This window comes from Acinetobacter baretiae, assembly GCF_015627105.1.
In the GTDB taxonomy this organism is placed as follows: Bacteria; Pseudomonadota; Gammaproteobacteria; order Pseudomonadales; family Moraxellaceae; genus Acinetobacter; species Acinetobacter baretiae.
This window is the reverse complement of record NZ_VTDM01000001.1, coordinates 84,028-100,518: the sequence shown is the minus strand read 5'-3', so window position 1 is coordinate 100,518 and position 16,491 is coordinate 84,028. Positions and strand designations below refer to the sequence as shown.

General features: G+C 37.2%; 15 protein-coding genes and 1 tRNA gene. 8 read left to right on the top strand and 8 right to left on the bottom strand.

The features are described 5' to 3' along the window. Window position 1 precedes the first annotated feature (1 nt). The gene (gene betI, locus I2F17_RS00420; RefSeq protein ID WP_196422967.1) at window positions 2–634 is read right to left on the bottom strand and encodes a transcriptional regulator BetI; all 633 of its coding nucleotides are present in this window, start codon (window positions 632–634) and stop codon (window positions 2–4) included. A gap of 677 nt (window positions 635–1,311) precedes the next feature. Between betI and betT the strand changes: the two genes are divergently transcribed. The 3 genes from betT to I2F17_RS00405 are packed head-to-tail and all read left to right on the top strand — an operon-like array spanning window position 1,312 to window position 4,341. Further along, window positions 1,312–3,393, top strand: a complete 2,082-nt coding sequence (gene betT, locus I2F17_RS00415; protein ID WP_196422968.1) for a choline BCCT transporter BetT — start codon at window positions 1,312–1,314, stop codon at window positions 3,391–3,393. 12 nt (window positions 3,394–3,405) lie between these two features. After that, entirely contained in the window at window positions 3,406–4,035 is a 630-nt protein-coding gene (locus I2F17_RS00410; RefSeq protein ID WP_196422969.1) for a MarC family protein, read from the top strand. Window positions 4,036–4,050: 15 nt separating this feature from the next. Continuing rightward, complete coding sequence (locus I2F17_RS00405) at window positions 4,051–4,341, top strand: YciI family protein (protein ID WP_196422970.1); 291 nt, start codon at window positions 4,051–4,053, stop codon at window positions 4,339–4,341. Between the two features lie 599 nt (window positions 4,342–4,940). Here the strand turns inward: I2F17_RS00405 and I2F17_RS00400 are convergent. Next, on the bottom strand, window positions 4,941–5,996 hold the full coding sequence (locus I2F17_RS00400; RefSeq protein ID WP_211138812.1) for an aromatic ring-hydroxylating oxygenase subunit alpha: 1,056 nt from the start codon (window positions 5,994–5,996) through the stop codon (window positions 4,941–4,943). 49 nt (window positions 5,997–6,045) lie between these two features. Next, the gene (locus I2F17_RS00395) at window positions 6,046–7,014 is read right to left on the bottom strand and encodes a PDR/VanB family oxidoreductase (RefSeq protein ID WP_211138811.1); all 969 of its coding nucleotides are present in this window, start codon (window positions 7,012–7,014) and stop codon (window positions 6,046–6,048) included. A gap of 299 nt (window positions 7,015–7,313) precedes the next feature. Between I2F17_RS00395 and I2F17_RS00390 the strand changes: the two genes are divergently transcribed. Beyond that, on the top strand, window positions 7,314–7,736 hold the full coding sequence (locus I2F17_RS00390) for a DoxX family protein (protein ID WP_211138810.1): 423 nt from the start codon (window positions 7,314–7,316) through the stop codon (window positions 7,734–7,736). Window positions 7,737–7,783: 47 nt separating this feature from the next. Here the strand turns inward: I2F17_RS00390 and I2F17_RS00385 are convergent, their stop codons facing one another. Next, entirely contained in the window at window positions 7,784–8,827 is a 1,044-nt protein-coding gene (locus I2F17_RS00385) for an aromatic ring-hydroxylating oxygenase subunit alpha (RefSeq protein ID WP_196422973.1), read from the bottom strand. Between the two features lie 114 nt (window positions 8,828–8,941). Here I2F17_RS00385 and I2F17_RS00380 point away from each other — a divergent pair, with 114 nt between their 5' ends. Further along, window positions 8,942–9,853, top strand: a complete 912-nt coding sequence (locus I2F17_RS00380) for a LysR family transcriptional regulator (protein WP_196422974.1) — start codon at window positions 8,942–8,944, stop codon at window positions 9,851–9,853. A 123-nt stretch (window positions 9,854–9,976) separates the two neighbouring features. Further along, a tRNA-Ser gene (locus I2F17_RS00375) sits at window positions 9,977–10,066 on the top strand. A gap of 50 nt (window positions 10,067–10,116) precedes the next feature. Here the strand turns inward: I2F17_RS00375 and I2F17_RS00370 are convergent. The 3 genes from I2F17_RS00370 to I2F17_RS00360 all read right to left on the bottom strand — a co-directional run bounded on the left by I2F17_RS00370 (window position 10,117) and on the right by I2F17_RS00360 (window position 13,157). Further along, on the bottom strand, window positions 10,117–10,983 hold the full coding sequence (locus I2F17_RS00370) for a transporter (protein WP_211138809.1): 867 nt from the start codon (window positions 10,981–10,983) through the stop codon (window positions 10,117–10,119). A 96-nt stretch (window positions 10,984–11,079) separates the two neighbouring features. Continuing rightward, window positions 11,080–12,147 carry a phenylacetaldoxime dehydratase family protein gene (locus I2F17_RS00365; RefSeq protein ID WP_211138808.1) on the bottom strand — a complete coding sequence of 356 codons (1,068 nt, stop codon included), beginning with the start codon at window positions 12,145–12,147 and terminating at the stop codon, window positions 11,080–11,082. A gap of 5 nt (window positions 12,148–12,152) precedes the next feature. After that, window positions 12,153–13,157, bottom strand: a complete 1,005-nt coding sequence (locus I2F17_RS00360) for a carbon-nitrogen hydrolase family protein (protein ID WP_196422977.1) — start codon at window positions 13,155–13,157, stop codon at window positions 12,153–12,155. Between the two features lie 188 nt (window positions 13,158–13,345). Here I2F17_RS00360 and I2F17_RS00355 point away from each other — a divergent pair, with 188 nt between their 5' ends. After that, a complete protein-coding gene (locus I2F17_RS00355) occupies window positions 13,346–14,314 on the top strand; it encodes a helix-turn-helix domain-containing protein (protein ID WP_211138807.1) in 969 nt (322 codons plus the stop codon). Window positions 14,315–14,361: 47 nt separating this feature from the next. Here the strand turns inward: I2F17_RS00355 and I2F17_RS00350 are convergent, their stop codons facing one another. Further along, window positions 14,362–15,189 (bottom strand): SDR family oxidoreductase, encoded by an 828-nt coding sequence (locus I2F17_RS00350; RefSeq protein WP_196422979.1) that lies wholly within the window; start codon window positions 15,187–15,189, stop codon window positions 14,362–14,364. Between the two features lie 493 nt (window positions 15,190–15,682). Between I2F17_RS00350 and I2F17_RS00345 the strand changes: the two genes are divergently transcribed. Next, window positions 15,683–16,444 carry an SDR family NAD(P)-dependent oxidoreductase gene (locus I2F17_RS00345; protein WP_211138806.1) on the top strand — a complete coding sequence of 254 codons (762 nt, stop codon included), beginning with the start codon at window positions 15,683–15,685 and terminating at the stop codon, window positions 16,442–16,444. Window positions 16,445–16,491 lie beyond the last annotated feature (47 nt).

Below are 16,491 nucleotides of genomic sequence, written 5' to 3'. Positions count from 1 at the left end.
TTTAATTCTCCGTTTGTATTTTTTGAGCTGTATTGGTATGCATTTCTAAATAGTGATAGGCAATGTATCTTGCCTGAGTCACATCAAAATTTTCTTGATGGCTCATTAAACTTGCACGTAACCATAAGCCATCAATCAGTGCTGCTAAAGCTTGGGTTACGGTGTCGACTTGTGTCTTGGGTAAAATTTGTTGTAAATGGTATTTTAGGTTGGAGTACAAGCGATGACTGTTGATACGTTGTAAACGTTGCAAAGCTGGCATATGCATGCTTGCAGTCCAAAACTCTAACCATAACCGCATGGCTTTGGCGTTGGTTTGACTGTTATCAAAATTAGAATCAATGATGGCTTGAATTTGCTCAATTGAATCTGTTGAACGATGTGCTTTGTTTTGCATCGTTTTACGTTGTAGTTCAGCCAACATTTCACGCATGCATGCGGTAATCAACCCTTGTTTATCACCAAAATAATGACTCACGATTCCTGTAGATAATCCTGCTTGTTTAGCAATTTTAGCAATAGTGGTATTGGTTAGTCCGAGCGAAGCTATGACTTCAAATGCTGCTTGAATAATTTGCTCACGTCGTACATGTTCAGGTTGTATACGACTCGTGGACGCTAAAGTGACACTCATATGACATATAAAAATCTAGGTGATTGTCTAAAGTGTAACACCCATTGATTGATCGTTCAATCAATGGGTGTTTTAAACAACACGATGGTAAAAATCTGATAAAAAAGTAAATGGTCATTATTTAGCTAATCTCTCAAAATAATTGAACGTTTAATTATTGGTTTAGTCTTTTGTTTTTTATTTGTATTTTTTAATTATTCCTTTATTTTATCGCGCCTTGTTGTTTATATTTTAAGCTACACATTTGTACATTTTTTTTTCAGCACTTATACTCCGCACCATGATGCAAGATGTTTTTGCATCATTTTTTGTGAGTTTAGACGTTTTTTTATATTTTATTTTGTCTATTTTTGTTTAATTTTTGCGCTTTTAAGTGATTTTACGATACTTTTGTAGTGAGAGATCTTGAGCATGTACATATCACTGATTTTCCAAACCAATGGTTATCGGGTATATGTCAAATTTTAAACAACCATCCCTTTGTGCACGTGAAATTTAAGTCGGTTTTGACTGGGTTTTAACCTGCTATTTATTGATATTTTTACGGCAAAAAACGCTGACTAATCGCAATTTTTGCCATAAAAATACGTCTTACGCCGTGATGGTTTAGATGGAGCTCAATGACCTATAGAGGGGCATGAAGCTTTTATCTTTTATTTTTATAAAAAGAGGATTGCATGAATCGAGATAACTCTTCTGAGGATCTGAAGGCAACTGTCAACGAAGACCGCCTCAATGGTAAAGTATTTTACCTTTCAGCGGGTTTAGTGTTGGCATTTGCACTATTTACTATTTTCTTTAATGCTCAAGCCACTGTTGCTCTAGATGCAACACTTGACTGGGTCGCATCTACCTTTGGTTGGTATTATTTTGCGATTGCTTCTGTTTATATTGTATTTGTGATGTTTTTAGCGTCTTCACGCTATGGTGATATAAAACTTGGGCCGAAACATTCTAAACCTGAATTTAGTATGCTGAGTTGGGCTTCAATGCTATTTGCTGCAGGTATTGGTATTGATTTGATGTTTTTCTCGGTTGCAGAGCCGATAGCACAATACATGCAACCTCCTGTGGGTCAAGGGCAAACCATTGATGCTGCAAGACAAGCCATTACCCTAACCATTTTTCACTATGGTTTAACGGGTTGGTGTATGTATGCTTTACTTGGTATTGCATTGGGTTATTTTTCGTATCGCTATAATTTACCACTGACTGTACGTTCAGCGTTATATCCTATTTTTGGAGATAAAATAAACGGTTGGATTGGTCATTTGGTAGATGTTGCGGCAATTTTAGGTGCAATATTTGGTTTGGCGACCACCTGTGGTATTGGTGTAGTGCAATTAAATTATGGCTTAAGCTTATTATTTGGCGTACAAGAGGGTCTAACGGTACAAGCATGGCTTGTTGTGTTTGCAGTCACTATTAGTATTATTTCAGCCACGACTGGGGTAGATAAGGGCGTTAAATTTTTGGCAGAAATGAATGTTTATTTTGCCATTGGTTTATTATTGTTTATTTTACTTTTAGGTAATAGTACATTTTTACTCAACAGTCTTGTGCTTAATATTGGTGATTATGTTAGCCGTTTTCCAAGTATGACTTTGGATACATTTGCCTATCATCAAGACTCAAATCCACAAACTGGACAATGGGTCAAAGATTGGACACTGTTTTTCTGGGCATGGTGGGTTGCTTGGTCACCGTTTGTGGGTCTGTTTTTAGCACGAATTTCAAGAGGTCGTACAATCCGTGAATTTGTACTTGGCACTTTAATTATTCCTTTACTGTTTACCATTGCATGGTTATCTATTATGGGTAACAGTGCGCTATATCAAGTCATTCATGGCAATTTACAGTTTGCACAAGAAATATTGGCTAAGCCTGAACTTGGATTTTATAAACTGTTATCGTTCTATCCGTGGTTTTCATTTACAGCAGTATTGGCCTTTATTACGGGGTTATTGTTTTATGTGACATCGGCAGATTCGGGCGCAATTGTCTTGGGTAGTTTTTGTTACCGTTTGAAAGATGTAAACAGTGATGCACCTAATTGGATTCGTATCTTTTGGTCGGTGGTGATTGGTGTCTTAACCATTGCAATGATGATGTCAAATGGGATTACCACATTACAAAAAGCCACTGTCATTATGGGCTTGCCGTTTAGTTTTGTCATGATTTTAGTCATGCTTGGTTTATTTAAATCACTGCGGTTAGAAGATTATCGTAATCAAAGTACATCATTAAATGCAGCACCTGTCGTAGGTAATGTAGACATATTAAACTGGAAACAACGTTTATCTCGTGTGATGCATCATCCCGGTCGAAAAGCAACAGTACAAATGTTAGACACAATTTGTAAACCTGCACTTGAAGAGGTTATGCGTGAATTAGAAAGTAAGGGTGTACAGGCCACAATCGTCTTTAATAATATGACCGATGAGCATGATCATGATTTATATCATATTGATTTAAGTGTTGGTTTGCATGACGAGCAAAATTTTATTTACCAAATTTGGCCACAGCGTTATCATGCACCTGAGTTTAGTCGCCGTAGCAAACTTGGTAACACCTTTTATTATCGTTTGGAAACTTTCTTATTTGAAGGTAGTCAGGGCAATGATTTAATGGGATATAGCAAAGAACAAGTGATTAATGATGTGTTAGATAAATATGAGCGTCATTTAACATTCTTGCATTTAAACCGAGAAAAAACAGCGGGTAAAAGTTTAAGTTTCCCTGATCCAAGTGACTCCTAACGAGTAAATTGTATGTTTAGTGTCTATATCCACTCTTTTGCGTTATTTTTTGCATTAATGAACCCATTCCTCATGAGTATTTACATGGCGGGAATGATTCGAAATACAGATGCAAAAATATTTAATAAAGCACTGATTCAAGGGAGTTTTATTTCCTATGCTGTGTTTGTGTTTTTTGCATGGGGTGGAGAGACCGTTTTCACTGAATATTTAAATGTACGCTTTGAGTCATTTCAAATTTTTGGTGGCATTATCTTTTTAGTGATTGGCTATCGTTATGTGTTCCAAGGCGCAGATACGATTGGTGATACACGAGGTGCGACCGAAAATTTGGCAGGAACGGTGGCTATGCCGTTTATGATTGGGCCCGGAACCATCAGTGCCTCTGTTGTGATGGGAATGGAAGTAAAAACCATCGGTGCTATATGCGTGTTGGCGGTGACCTTGTGTATGACGTCATCTATTTTAATGTTGATGAAGTATATGCATGATAACTTGCGTTATAAACATGCAAAATTTGTTGATTATTACTTTGATATTGTAGGGCGGTTATCTGCACTTTTGATTGGTACTATTGCCATAGATATGATTGTGACAGGTATTACACGACTCATTCAGCACAGTGGCACATCGGTCATTTAAAAGAGTGAAACGTTTATGATTATTGTCACACTAACGTATAAAAAATCATGGGTTGAGGTAGATAAAATTTTAGATGAACATTTAAAATTTTTGGATGTGTATTATGCTCAAAAGACATTTTTAGCGTCAGGGCGTAGGGCACATCGTGAAGGTGGTATAATTTTGGTGTTAAGTTCATCTATAGAAGACGTAAAACGAATCATGGAAAACGATCCGTTTTATATTCACGATGTCGCTGATTATTCTTTTACTGGGTTTGAAGTTTCAAAGCATTTAACAGGCGAGTTAGATGCATTGGAATGGTAGTAATAGCCCTTTATAATTCTTTCTAAACACTCTTTGGGAACAGTGGTAAAAGATAAATATACCGTGGTTTAAAAGCAGATTTTTTTTCTCGTTGGATTAGAGTTCAACGAGCTATGTTCTTAAGTAAACCTGAAGCAATCAGGTTATAGCGCGCTTAAGTGATCAAGCCCACATACAATATAATTTTTGGGATGTACTCTAGCGGTAGTTTGAGTACTCTTGATCAAATGTCTTGCAAAGAGTGCTGTGTTAATGCTCACAAGTTTTATACGACTGTAGGTCGTAACACGTCATTGAGCATAGCCAAAAATAAATCTTTGATGATGCTTAAACCAAATTTCGTTCAAGGCTATAAAAATAAGAGCTAATAACAATGAGAGAAGTATGATCACTTTAAGACATACTTTTGTTTGACTTAAAATAAAAATTAGGTGTATTTTTTTAATAAACTAGTGTTTTATCGGTTGTGTATCGAACTTTACTTATCTGTATGATAAGTTTGCAATATTTTTCTTTAATAAAAATTTATTTATAGCATCTGTAAGCATGCAAAAAATGGGTGTAATGATACACCCAGTGATGATGGTGATGAGAATATTTTAAACTGTATATTTACGACTTAAACCCCAATCCGCCAAAATTCGACGATACATGGTTGATGAGCGGTCTGCCTCAAAGTGTGCTTCGGCGGTGAGATCTAGAGGAAGTTCTTCAGGTTTTTGTGATTCAACCATGTCTTGATCTTCTTCAAAAATTTGCGCGTTAAAGTCGTAAACGGCCTGTAAATCACCTGTGGTATCGAAGTTTCGTGTTAGAGGAACAAATAAGCGTGTTTTATTGTGTGATATTGGGCAACAGGCATTAAGTATTTTCAAAACCCCATCTCTTGGGAAGTCGACTGTTAAGATGGCTGAAAAAGGTGGGTATACGTCAAAAGTACGTTTCCATAAAAATCCTTCAGGCGCAAGATGTTGTAATCCATGTGGATAATTGCTGACATCGCTAATATATTCGGTTTGCAAACCATAGGTGGTTTTAATGGTTTTATATTTTGGAACGACCTGTTTTTCTCGATCTGCAAATGCTTCATGATGTACCCATGCAAAATGTGCGACATCAATAAATCCCTCAAGTTGTCTGCCTGATGAACCTGCAATGTCTACAAAGGGAGGGAGAATAGGTTGATGTGCCTCGTTATTCCAAGTGTCGAGTACAGGTAAATTTGCATCTTCAATGTCTCTATTTAAAAGGCTCGTCCACACTAAACCATATTTTAAAATGACTGGAAATTGTGACAAGGTAAAGCGATCAGAAATTTTGACTAAGTCGGGTTGAGCAGGGATTTTTGTACATTTACCTGAGCCATCGTAGCGTAAGCCATGATATGGGCAAATAATTTCTTCACCTTCAACCCAGCCTTTACTTAAAGGTACGCCACGATGTGGGCAAATATCTCTAACAAGATGAATTTCTCCACTTTCTGTTTGATATGCGGCCAGTTTGACATCAAGTAACATCAGTTGTTGAGGTTTTTGTGTGATGTCTTGAATCCGAGCAACGGGATACCAGTGTTGCGCTAATATATCCCAATCTTTAGGATCGAATTGGCTATAACATGGGCGACTGAGTAAATTGGTTGTAGGTATTGCATTCATAAAGTCACCTAACAAAAAAGTGATGGCGGTGTGGGTTGGCTTTGAAATATTAAAGATCTATTTCAAGAGTGGCTGACTTGGCACGAGAGCAACATAAAGCAATATATTGTTCTGTTGCAGATTTTTCTTCATCGGTTTGTACTGTATCTTGGTGGTCGATTTCGCCACAATGTACTTTGGTTAGACAGGCACCACACATTCCCATTTCACATGACAATGGGACGTAAATATCATGTTCTTGTAGAACATGGGCAATGGTTTTATCTGAGGGTACGTTATAGCTTTGTCCGCTAGATCTTAATTTGACAATAAATGTATCGGTAGCTAAATCATCAGCGATACGTGTAGGTGGATGAAATGCTTCTGTGAAGAGTTGTGTGTTTAACCAACCTTCAGCTTTTGCGATTTCATGACAATAAGACATAAAGCCTTCAGGGCCACAAAGATAAATATGAGTATCTATATTTGGGGTTTTTAATATTTCTGGTGTGATGGAGCGTAAGCTTTCGCCCTGATCACTACATAAAACGTGTACTTTTCCATATTTAAACCCTGTACTTAATCTTTTTTTCATTGCAGTAAAATTATGATTTTTAACGTAATATAAAAGCGTAAATGGTTTTTTTTGTATATCTAATGACTCTGCCATTGCTAAAATAGGCGTAATACCTATCCCTGCTGCAATGAGTATATATGTAGTTGTTTCTTGTAGTGCAAAGGCTTGACGTGGTGCTGAAATTTGCAATGTTTGGCCAACACGTAGTTGTTCATGTACATATTTAGAGCCTCCACGTGAAAGGTCTTCTTTTTTGATGCAAAGTTGATAATGACTGTGATCTTGTGGGTTGCCTGTCAATGAATATGGACGAGAAATATTGTTTGGTAAGTGCACGTCGATATGTGAACCTGCTTGCCAAAGAGGGAGGGTTATACCCTGATCTATTGGTACAAGGGTCAGTGAAATATTGTTGCAACCTTGACGGGACATACTGTCAACAATTACATGGATATTTTCCATAGCTCGACCTTTTAAACATAATGATTGGAATAAGATGGCTTACCATGTTTTTAAGCACGATGGTTGCTGTCTACTGTGAATTATGTGCAGGCTTTACTGTTCTGTCTATTTCAATGTTTTGTATTAGTTGTTCTAAAAAATAGAACAAAAAGGCGCTTGATATTGATCTGACTTAAATCATATTGATCTGCTGTTATAGATATGCAACACAGTGTCTTGTTTTTTAAGATTTTACTTAAAGATAAAAACGATAGACTTACAACAATTCAATAGATCTTAACATGAGAGGTTTTCAACCGATGAATACATTACGTTATTTCGAACTAGGTTCATTAAAATCTGTGGTGCTATTACTGGCTCGAATTTTATTGGTTTTTTTATTTATTAAATTTGGTATACCAAAATTACTGGGCTTTAGTGGAACAGTGGGCTATATGGCTTCATTAAATGTTCCATTTCCATCACTTGCTACGGCAGTTGCAGTCATCATGGAAGTGTTTGTGGCAGGGCTCATTGTGCTTGGTTTTTACACTCGCCCTTTGGCTTTGGCACTTGCATTATTCACATTGGCAACAGCGATCATTGGTCATCCCTATTGGAATATGACAGGTGATCAAGTGATGCCAAATACCATGAATTTTTATAAAAATATGAGTATTATGGGTGGGTTTTTATTGCTGATGGTGACAGGCCCTGGGGTAATATCATTAGATAAACGTTAATGATGTTACGCACTGCGATACATGCGCAGTGCAACATTAGGCTCAGGCTAGACCAAGAAAAAATCGCCAAAACCTGCTTTTTTAAGACAGCGTCTGAACATAATTGAACTACGATCTGCGGGAATATGTGCCTCTAATGTTAAATCGAGAGGTAGGCGTTCAGGTTTTTGGTTTTCCACCATCATGCGATCTTCCTCAAAAATTTTGATGTTATAATCTATAATATCTTGTTCATTGTCGTCCAAGTCGAAATTTTTCACCAATGGTGCAAAAAGGCGAGTGTATTTTGCAGAAACAGGGCAGGCAGCATTCATAATGACCATTTTACCTTGGTTACGAAAATGAATGGTAAGTGTTGCGGTAAAAGGCACATGTAATTTAAAGTGTCTTAACCATTTAAAACCAGCATCTCCTTTAAATGATGCGCTTGCAGGATAATTACCTACAGTACTCCAATAGTCTGCTTCAAAACCAAAATCTGTTTCTATGGGTGAGTAATCAGGCACTTCTTGGTTGTCAGCATCAGCAAATGTACCACTATGCACCCATGCAAAATGTGCAACATCTAAGAACCCCTCAACTTGTCGACCTGCAAAACCTGCTACATCTACAGGTGGGCAGACCACGTGCTGTACATTTTGATCGTGCCATAAAGGCATATCGGGTACTTTGGTTGTGGTATCTGTTTGTAGACAGGTCCAAATCAGTCCATATTTTTCAACACTGGGATACGTGTGTAAATGTAATTTCGTGGGAATGTTTTGTTGTGGACTCGAGGGTACACGATTACAGTGTCCTTTTTCACCAAAACGTAAACCATGATAGGGACAAATGACGCCTTCATTGTCGTGGGTACCGAGTGTTAAAGGAACACCTCGATGTGGACAAACATCTTTAGCAACAACAATTTCATTCTTTACTCGATAAATGACCAATGGTTCATCTAACAATGTGGCTTTCATAGGTTGTTGAGTGACATCTATGCAACGAGCCACAGGGTACCAATATTGTGATAATAATAGCCAATCTTCGGTTGTGAACGAACAGTGGCGAGGAAGTTGAATATTTTTAGTTGTAATCGGTGTGTTCATTTTAAACTTGCCTAAGAAAGTGGGTGAGTTCTGTTGCTGTTCATACTATGGTTTTAAAAAATTGTTTCGTCTATTACAATGATTTCAACAATCTGTTCTAATTTTTAGAATCATATGACTATTCCATTTTCTCGTTTCTCTGAATACTTTATGGCTGTTGCTCGCACAGGCAACTTACGCCGTGCTGCTGACTTATTATTTATTTCTGTTTCTGCAGTTCATCGACAAATTGCACTGGCTGAAGAAAGCTTAGGTGTACAGCTATTTGAACGACTACCAACAGGATTAAAGCTAACATTGGCAGGTGAATTGCTCTATGCAGATTTATTGAAATGGCAAAAAGACTTTCAGCAAACGTGTGTACGTTTTGATGAAATACAAGGCTTAAAACGTGGCTCGATTGATTTTGGTTTGATTACGGCACTGAGTGAAGGTTTGATTGTTGATGCGATTGATGAAATGCGACAAAATTATCCTTGGTTGAATTTTAATATCCAGCTCGATAATAGTGATGTGATTGCACAAAAAATCATTGATGCTGATATTGATTTTGGGGTGATTTTAGATCCAATTCAACGAACGAATTTGGATGTATTGTCATTTGTAGAAATGCCATTGGGTTTTATTGTGTCTCCACAGCATGAACTTGCAAAAGAAAAGCAAATATCTTTGTCCATGACATATCATGAGCGCCATATTATTGCAGATGAACCATTGGTTATTCATGATCGGGTGAGCGCAATTTATAAGCGAAATCAATTGAATCCAAAGCAAATGACGACATGTAATGATATTCGTCTCATGCTATCGCTAGTGAAAAAAAACATGGGTATTTCTATTTTAAGTTATCTAGATGCATATTCAGATATACAGCGTGGGGCGCTTGTATTTATTCCTTTGCGTGAAAAAGGAGTACAACCACTCACGGTAGCGCTGTGTATTGCACCTAAACGCCAATTATCTCGGGCATCGCAAATTTTAATTCAACTTCTTGTTGGTAAGTTAGAGCAGTTTAAAGTGGAATAATAGCGCGGTATTGATTGATTTGTAGGCGAAAAGTTGGAAAGTGGTGAAAATATATGCAGTTGAACAACTGAAGTCATAAAATAACTTGATCAATACATAGAAGATTTATATTATACTGCACATGGAAGCGTGGCAGAGCGGTTTAATGCACCGGTCTTGAAAACCGACGAGGGTTTACCCCCTCCGTGAGTTCGAATCTCACCGCTTCCGCCAAATTCAAAAAATCCACTTTATTCTTTAAAGTGGATTTTTTTATGATCAAATTAAAATAAGTACGCAAAACGTACATAGGTGTCTATCTCTTGCTTCACCCCATTTTTGACCTTAAAATCTTTACCTACGCTGGTATTGATTTGAAATCTTGAGGTTAGAAAATGTGTAGCAACCAATTTTCCATAAATTGTATTGCTACGATTGTGTTGATTGACCTCATTAATTTTAGTTTCACCTCCCCACACCCAACCACCACCGATGCCTAGTGTTGTTTCTGATGATAAGTTATAACGTAAATAACTTTGATATTCATACTTTGCATTTTGTTTTAACGTTGTGTGTCCTAAGTAGTTTGAGTTTTTACCATAAATCGTACCATCGATTAGATTTTCTAGTGTAAATTGGGGGTGTATATGATACAACCAAGCAAACTGTAAAATGCTATTCCATCGATTTTCACCTACATTTAATGCACTATTTGGGTCATATTTTCCTGTGGGTAAAGTCATATATGGTGCAATAGCTAAGCTATGTTTAGGCGCAAAAGAGGGGATGTATTTGATAGGCATGCCATAAATAATGTCACCAATTGCTGTAGTTTTACCAAGTTTAGCGAGATCTCCGCCTGTAGTGATGTGTGCAAAAGGAAGAATCGCTTGTGGTTCGATGCTTAAATTGGGTATTGGATGAGTGGCATAAATGAAACGTGCCAGTCCAGCATTGGCTTTGAGTTTTGCATTGCTTGATACTTTATGATCGTTGTCATATAAATCTGTACCAGATGTATAGTTGTAATAGAGTAATCCCATGGCAGTACCATTGGGTAATGCTTCAAAGTCACCTGGTTGTACTTCAAGAGCATGCACATGGCTAACAACCACTGCTGTTAGTAAAGCCCAGAGCGTTTTTATTTTCATTCATCATTTTCCCCAATGCAGATTTTTAAAATGTATTGCACATGCTTGATTTTAAAAAACTTGTGCAATATGTTATAAGCGCATGTTTTGTCGTCATTACTCTTGAATATTTATGACTGGATTGGTGTTTAAAAGCCCTGTATTTTCATGGCAGCGAATATATTCAAAATGCTGTGATTGGGCGGGAATACTCATGACTTCATGAAATAGTTTAAGATTGATTTGAAAATTCATTTCTTGTACATATTTCATAAAACTACCAAAGATTTTTACATGGGTTGGATGGGATTTTGCCCATTGTTCGAGATGTTTTAAATCACGAAAATATGCTAAGCCAAAGGTTTTATTGAGTTTATTTCCTGTGTGAGCATCAAGCACTGTCATGTAGCGACAGTTAAAACAGCCTTCTGCTAAGCCATGATTGGCTAAAAAATCCATACCTTGACGTAAAATGGGTTCAACATCATTTACATATAATGTTCTTTCTTTACCTGTGGTATTTTCCCAATCTTGTCCTGAACGGATGAGACTCAAGTTTTCTTTGCCTTTAAGTTTGATACGTAATGACTGATGGGGCGTATCTATGCTTGCAAAATTGCCTTTTTCTCCATCTAGTGGAGTGGTTTGTGCAATGGGTAATCGGTCTCTCATGCTGCCATAGTATGCATGCTCTTGCATTTCATCACTCATACCTTGAGCAAGGTGTGCTATGCCTTCTGGTGTTTTTTGATCGGAAAAAATAGTTTCAAATTCAGTAATTTTAGGAAAATAAATCTCTAAAAAATAACCATATTTTTCAGCTTCTCGCTGTGGTGAAGTCCACCATGCTTGAAAACCCGAGCCAATAGACCACATATCAAAAGATGCTACGTTCGACCAATATGCAGTAATCACTAAGTGGTGATAATGTTGTGCATCCACATAGGTTGAGGGAACCCAATACTGTGGTTGATGCGACCCTTGAAAATATTGTGTAAACAGTTGATGCTCACAATAATCAATGGCCATTTTTGACTGAATGGAAAAATAAGCAATGGTAAATTGTTTTGCATTGGTTTCAAAGCGAGTTGTCCATGCAGGAAATGGTGGTAGATATTGACTATCTACCAAGTTTCGTGGACAAGTTCGTTTCTGCTCCAAATGTTTAGGAATAGCAGATTCCATCTTTTTTAGCCCTCAGCATGGGTTTCTGTTGAAAGTTTATCGATTTGTTCTTGCTCATGATCTTGCTTAGTAATGACTTTTTTTACTGCATTTTTATTAAATATGAGCTGAAAGACATCTGGGCGAGCGTAATGACCCACCGGATCGGCTGCAGTTTTAGCAATGGTAATATGGCTTAGATCGAGATCTGCATACAAAATACCTTCTTCATCTTCAGCCAATGGCGTCACAAGATCTCTGCCATCTGGGCCAAAAATACGTGCATGACCTCCGCCAAGGGCAAGGAGTTTTTTCTGTTCTTCGCTGTGGCATAAAATATCTTGCATGTCTTGAGAAACAATGGCACAAGGAGCTATCACAAAGCATTGACCTTCTGCAGCATATAATCGAGATGCTGCAATATTGACATCTGGCCCAATGGAAGCCATTTGTGGTTGATAGAGTGAAAAACTTGGCCATGCTGCAATATGAATTTGTTCATGCTGTGAATACATCGCATAACGAGCAAGGGGCTGTAAGTGTTCCCAACAACATAGTGCACCAATGTTTCCTAAACGGGTTTCATCTACACGAATTGAATGGCCATCACCTTCGCCAAATAAGGTACGCTCAACATGTGTGGCTTTTAATTTACGACGTATAGAGACGGTTTCACCTAAATCATTTATTGTCCACTGAGAAATATATAAACTCCCGTGATCGCGTTCGCTAAATCCAAGTACAACAAAAATATGATGTTTTTTTGCAGCCTCTTGAATACGCTGAGCAGATTCACTGTTTAACTCAAGTGAGTTTTGATGGTATTGATATGTTTTTGGCATATTAGCCATCGGTGTATCTAGCCATAAAAACCATGGGTATCCAGGAATCCATGTTTCAGGGAAAGCAATGAGCTGTGCACCATTTTGTGACGCTTCTTCAATCAACTGAATGGTTTTGTTGACGGTTCCTTCTAAATCCATAAAAACAGGGGCAGCTTGTACGCAAGCGACTTTAATACATTGAGACATGATCTACTCTTTTTTTGTCGATGTTGTGGAGTTATTTTTATAACTGAATTATTTTTAGTAGCGGTATGCTCAAAAAGAACAACAAATGGTATGAGACGGAACAGGTATTGGTTATCGCTGTAATATCAATTGTTTTGGTACGAGATTTGCTTTTATTTTAAGTAATGAAAGATCAAAGTGACTCAATCATGGCATCAATTCTCTTGCCCAATAGCACTGCTCAGTGTTTCGATACCCGTAGTGTGGATATGAAACAACAAAATGACTACTGGCAATATGCCATTAGCCAAGTGTTTGTACCATTGGATTGTGCGATTCAGTCATCACATTTTTGGGGAACTTTAGATGCTCGATCATGTTCTACACTTGGCATAGTTCGTGTAAAAGGCGAGTCTCAGCATGTTGAACGGAGAAATAAAAAAATAAATGCAAATCAACAAGATGTTGTTTTATTGAGTTTGATGCTCAAAGGGAGTATGGGACTGGTATATAACCAACAAGAATTAAACCTAACACAAGGTCAGTTTGCTTTTTATGATACAACGCAAGAATATGATCTTAATTTAGTTCAAGCGTTTGACCAGATTGTGATTTCAATTCCTAGAACGGAGTTTTATCGACGCTTAGGGCGAATCAGAGATATTTGTGGGGTTGCATTTGGAACAAATCACGCATTGTATCCATTTACATACAGCTATTTAAAAGAATTTTTTAGTGGAAATACGTTGTCTTATCAGCAACAAGATCTAATTAGTGATCATGTACTGAATATGATGAGTTGTATGGTTGAAGATGGTTATCAAGATATTCGGCCACGTAAAACTATATTTTTATTTGAGCAAATACAACACTTCATTTTGGAAAATTTGCATGATAGTCGCTTTGGTATTCAGGATGTGGCAGATCAATTTCAAGTCAGTACACGTTATGTGAGTAAGTTATTTCAAACTCAAGATACCACGTTTGGTCGATTTGTTTTGTCGAATCGATTAAACAAAAGTAAAGATGCATTGCGTAGTACATCGCATCAAATGTATAGCATACAGCAAATTGCGTACAGTTTTGGCTTTACAGACATGTCTTATTTTTCAAGAGCCTTTAAAAGGAAATTTGACGTAACTCCATCTGAGGTGAGGCTTGTGCAAGTATTGGTATAAATAAAAATGAGGTGCTATATGCACCCCATTTAAACATAGATTTATGCTTAACCGTTGACCATAATACCGCCATTAATGTGCAGTGTTTGGCCAGTGATGTAAGAACCATCTTTGCTTGCTAAAAATACAAAGCTTGGCCCAATTTCGCATGGTAAACCTGCACGTTGCATTGGTGTATCTTTACCTAAATCATCAATTTTAGATTTATCAATTTGTCCCCATGTATTTTGAATTGGTGTCCAAATAGGGCCAGGTGCGATACTGTTTACGCGAATACCTTTATGAGCCACTTGGTTAGATAGCGCACGAGTGAAGCTATTCATAGCACCTTTGGTTGCTGAGTAATCTACAAGTTCTTTTAGACCTACATAAGCATTTACGGACGACATATTAATGATAGAGTCACCTGATTCAAATTGTGGCAATAATGCTTTGCTTAAATAGAACATTGCATCGACATTGACATCAAAGACTTTTTCCCATTGCTCATCTGAGACTTTCGTTAAATCGTCTTTCGGTGATTGCATACCTGCGTTGCTTACCAAAACATTTACACGGCCAAAGTCTTTAAGTACGTTGTCTACAAAACCATAACATGCATCTTTGTCACTTAAATCTACTTCATATACACGACATGTACGGCCTAAGTCTTCTACCCATTTTTTTACAGATTGAGCTTGTTCACCCGATGAGGTATGACTTGTAATGGCAATATCAGCACCTTCTGTGGCTGCATGCATTGACACTGCACGACCAATCCCTGTACCACCACCAGTGATTAAGACAACTTTTCCTTCTAGCTTGCCTGTGCCTTTATAGTCTTCACGAAGAAAGTTTTTTACTTGTTCTACACTAGTTAAGTCGTAGTTAGACATAAAGTGTCTCCATTTACATGTTGTATTTTAAGATTGAATATTAAAAATCATAGCAATAACAGCACGATACTTTATTTCATAACTCTGTGCTGTACTGACATGTATCGCTAAGATAAATGTCTTAATGACTTTGATTATATGCATAGATTTTCGGATAAAACGTTAATTTTAATAAAAAGATACAATATTTTAATGTTTTACCATGGTAATTTTTAAATCTGATTTTGAGCCAGTTCGATGGGATTGAAAAGACTGTTTTGACCATACTTGAGCAAAATACCTAGACGTGACCATAACAGTGTCTTCTTTTGGGGCATAACAGATGTATTAATTTTTGATAATTTGTTACTGCTTTTTGAGTCATTATTTTGTCATAAATAAAGGGCTGTAAACAAAAGTATATTTTGACCTTTGCCATACTTCAAAATAATGGTAAGCGATACAGTCAAAAGGCTTTTAAGCGATCTTTTATACACAAAATGAGGGCGAAACTATGTTGGCATTGGTTACAGGGGCATCATCGGGCTTTGGTTATTACATTTCAAAAACGTTGATTGATCATGGTTATAAAGTCATTGGTATTGCTAGACGATCAGAAAAGTTAAATATGATTCAAGCAGAGTTAGGTGATCATTTTTTGCCTTTGGTTTTGGATCTATCGGATCGGGATTTAATGGTCGAAGAGTGCTTATATAATTTACCAGATGCATTTTGTATCAAAAATATTGATGTATTGGTGAATAACGCAGGTCTTGCATTAGGTTTGGAGCCTGCCCACCACTCTGATTTACAAGATTGGCAAAAAATGATTGATACAAATATTACAGGTTTGGTGACCATAACACGATGGGTGCTCCCTCATATGGTAAAGCGTGGTTGTGGAATCATTGTTAATATTGGTTCTATTGCAGCAACTTATCCGTATCCGGGAGGTAATGTTTATGGTGCAACAAAAGCATTTGTACAACAATTTAGCTTAAATTTAACGGCTGATTTAGTAGGTACGGGAGTAAAAGTATCTAACATTGAACCTGGGTTATGTGGTGGTACAGAATTTTCGATGGTTCGATTTAAGGGGGATCTTGATAAAGTCACTCAGTTATATGAGCGAACCGATCCAATTCTTCCTCAAGATATTGCAAACACGGTGTGGTGGATTATTTCTCAACCTGCACACATTAATGTCAATAAAATTGAAATGATGCCAACGTCACAATCTTTTAATGCTTTGAAAATGACGCCAAAACAAGTTTAATCAAGTAAACGCACATGGTTGCGAATAATTCAGGTTATACTCATTGA

Coding starts and splice junctions, on each gene's coding strand:
- betI (WP_196422967.1), bottom strand. CDS start 634: ATGAGTGTCACTTTAGCGTCCACGAGTCGTATACAACCTGAACATGTA.
- betT (WP_196422968.1), top strand. CDS start 1,312: ATGAATCGAGATAACTCTTCTGAGGATCTGAAGGCAACTGTCAACGAA.
- I2F17_RS00410 (WP_196422969.1), top strand. CDS start 3,406: ATGTTTAGTGTCTATATCCACTCTTTTGCGTTATTTTTTGCATTAATG.
- I2F17_RS00405 (WP_196422970.1), top strand. CDS start 4,051: ATGATTATTGTCACACTAACGTATAAAAAATCATGGGTTGAGGTAGAT.
- I2F17_RS00400 (WP_211138812.1), bottom strand. CDS start 5,996: ATGAATGCAATACCTACAACCAATTTACTCAGTCGCCCATGTTATAGC.
- I2F17_RS00395 (WP_211138811.1), bottom strand. CDS start 7,014: ATGGAAAATATCCATGTAATTGTTGACAGTATGTCCCGTCAAGGTTGC.
- I2F17_RS00390 (WP_211138810.1), top strand. CDS start 7,314: ATGAATACATTACGTTATTTCGAACTAGGTTCATTAAAATCTGTGGTG.
- I2F17_RS00385 (WP_196422973.1), bottom strand. CDS start 8,827: ATGAACACACCGATTACAACTAAAAATATTCAACTTCCTCGCCACTGT.
- I2F17_RS00380 (WP_196422974.1), top strand. CDS start 8,942: ATGACTATTCCATTTTCTCGTTTCTCTGAATACTTTATGGCTGTTGCT.
- I2F17_RS00370 (WP_211138809.1), bottom strand. CDS start 10,983: ATGAAAATAAAAACGCTCTGGGCTTTACTAACAGCAGTGGTTGTTAGC.
- I2F17_RS00365 (WP_211138808.1), bottom strand. CDS start 12,147: ATGGAATCTGCTATTCCTAAACATTTGGAGCAGAAACGAACTTGTCCA.
- I2F17_RS00360 (WP_196422977.1), bottom strand. CDS start 13,157: ATGTCTCAATGTATTAAAGTCGCTTGCGTACAAGCTGCCCCTGTTTTT.
- I2F17_RS00355 (WP_211138807.1), top strand. CDS start 13,346: ATGGCATCAATTCTCTTGCCCAATAGCACTGCTCAGTGTTTCGATACC.
- I2F17_RS00350 (WP_196422979.1), bottom strand. CDS start 15,189: ATGTCTAACTACGACTTAACTAGTGTAGAACAAGTAAAAAACTTTCTT.
- I2F17_RS00345 (WP_211138806.1), top strand. CDS start 15,683: ATGTTGGCATTGGTTACAGGGGCATCATCGGGCTTTGGTTATTACATT.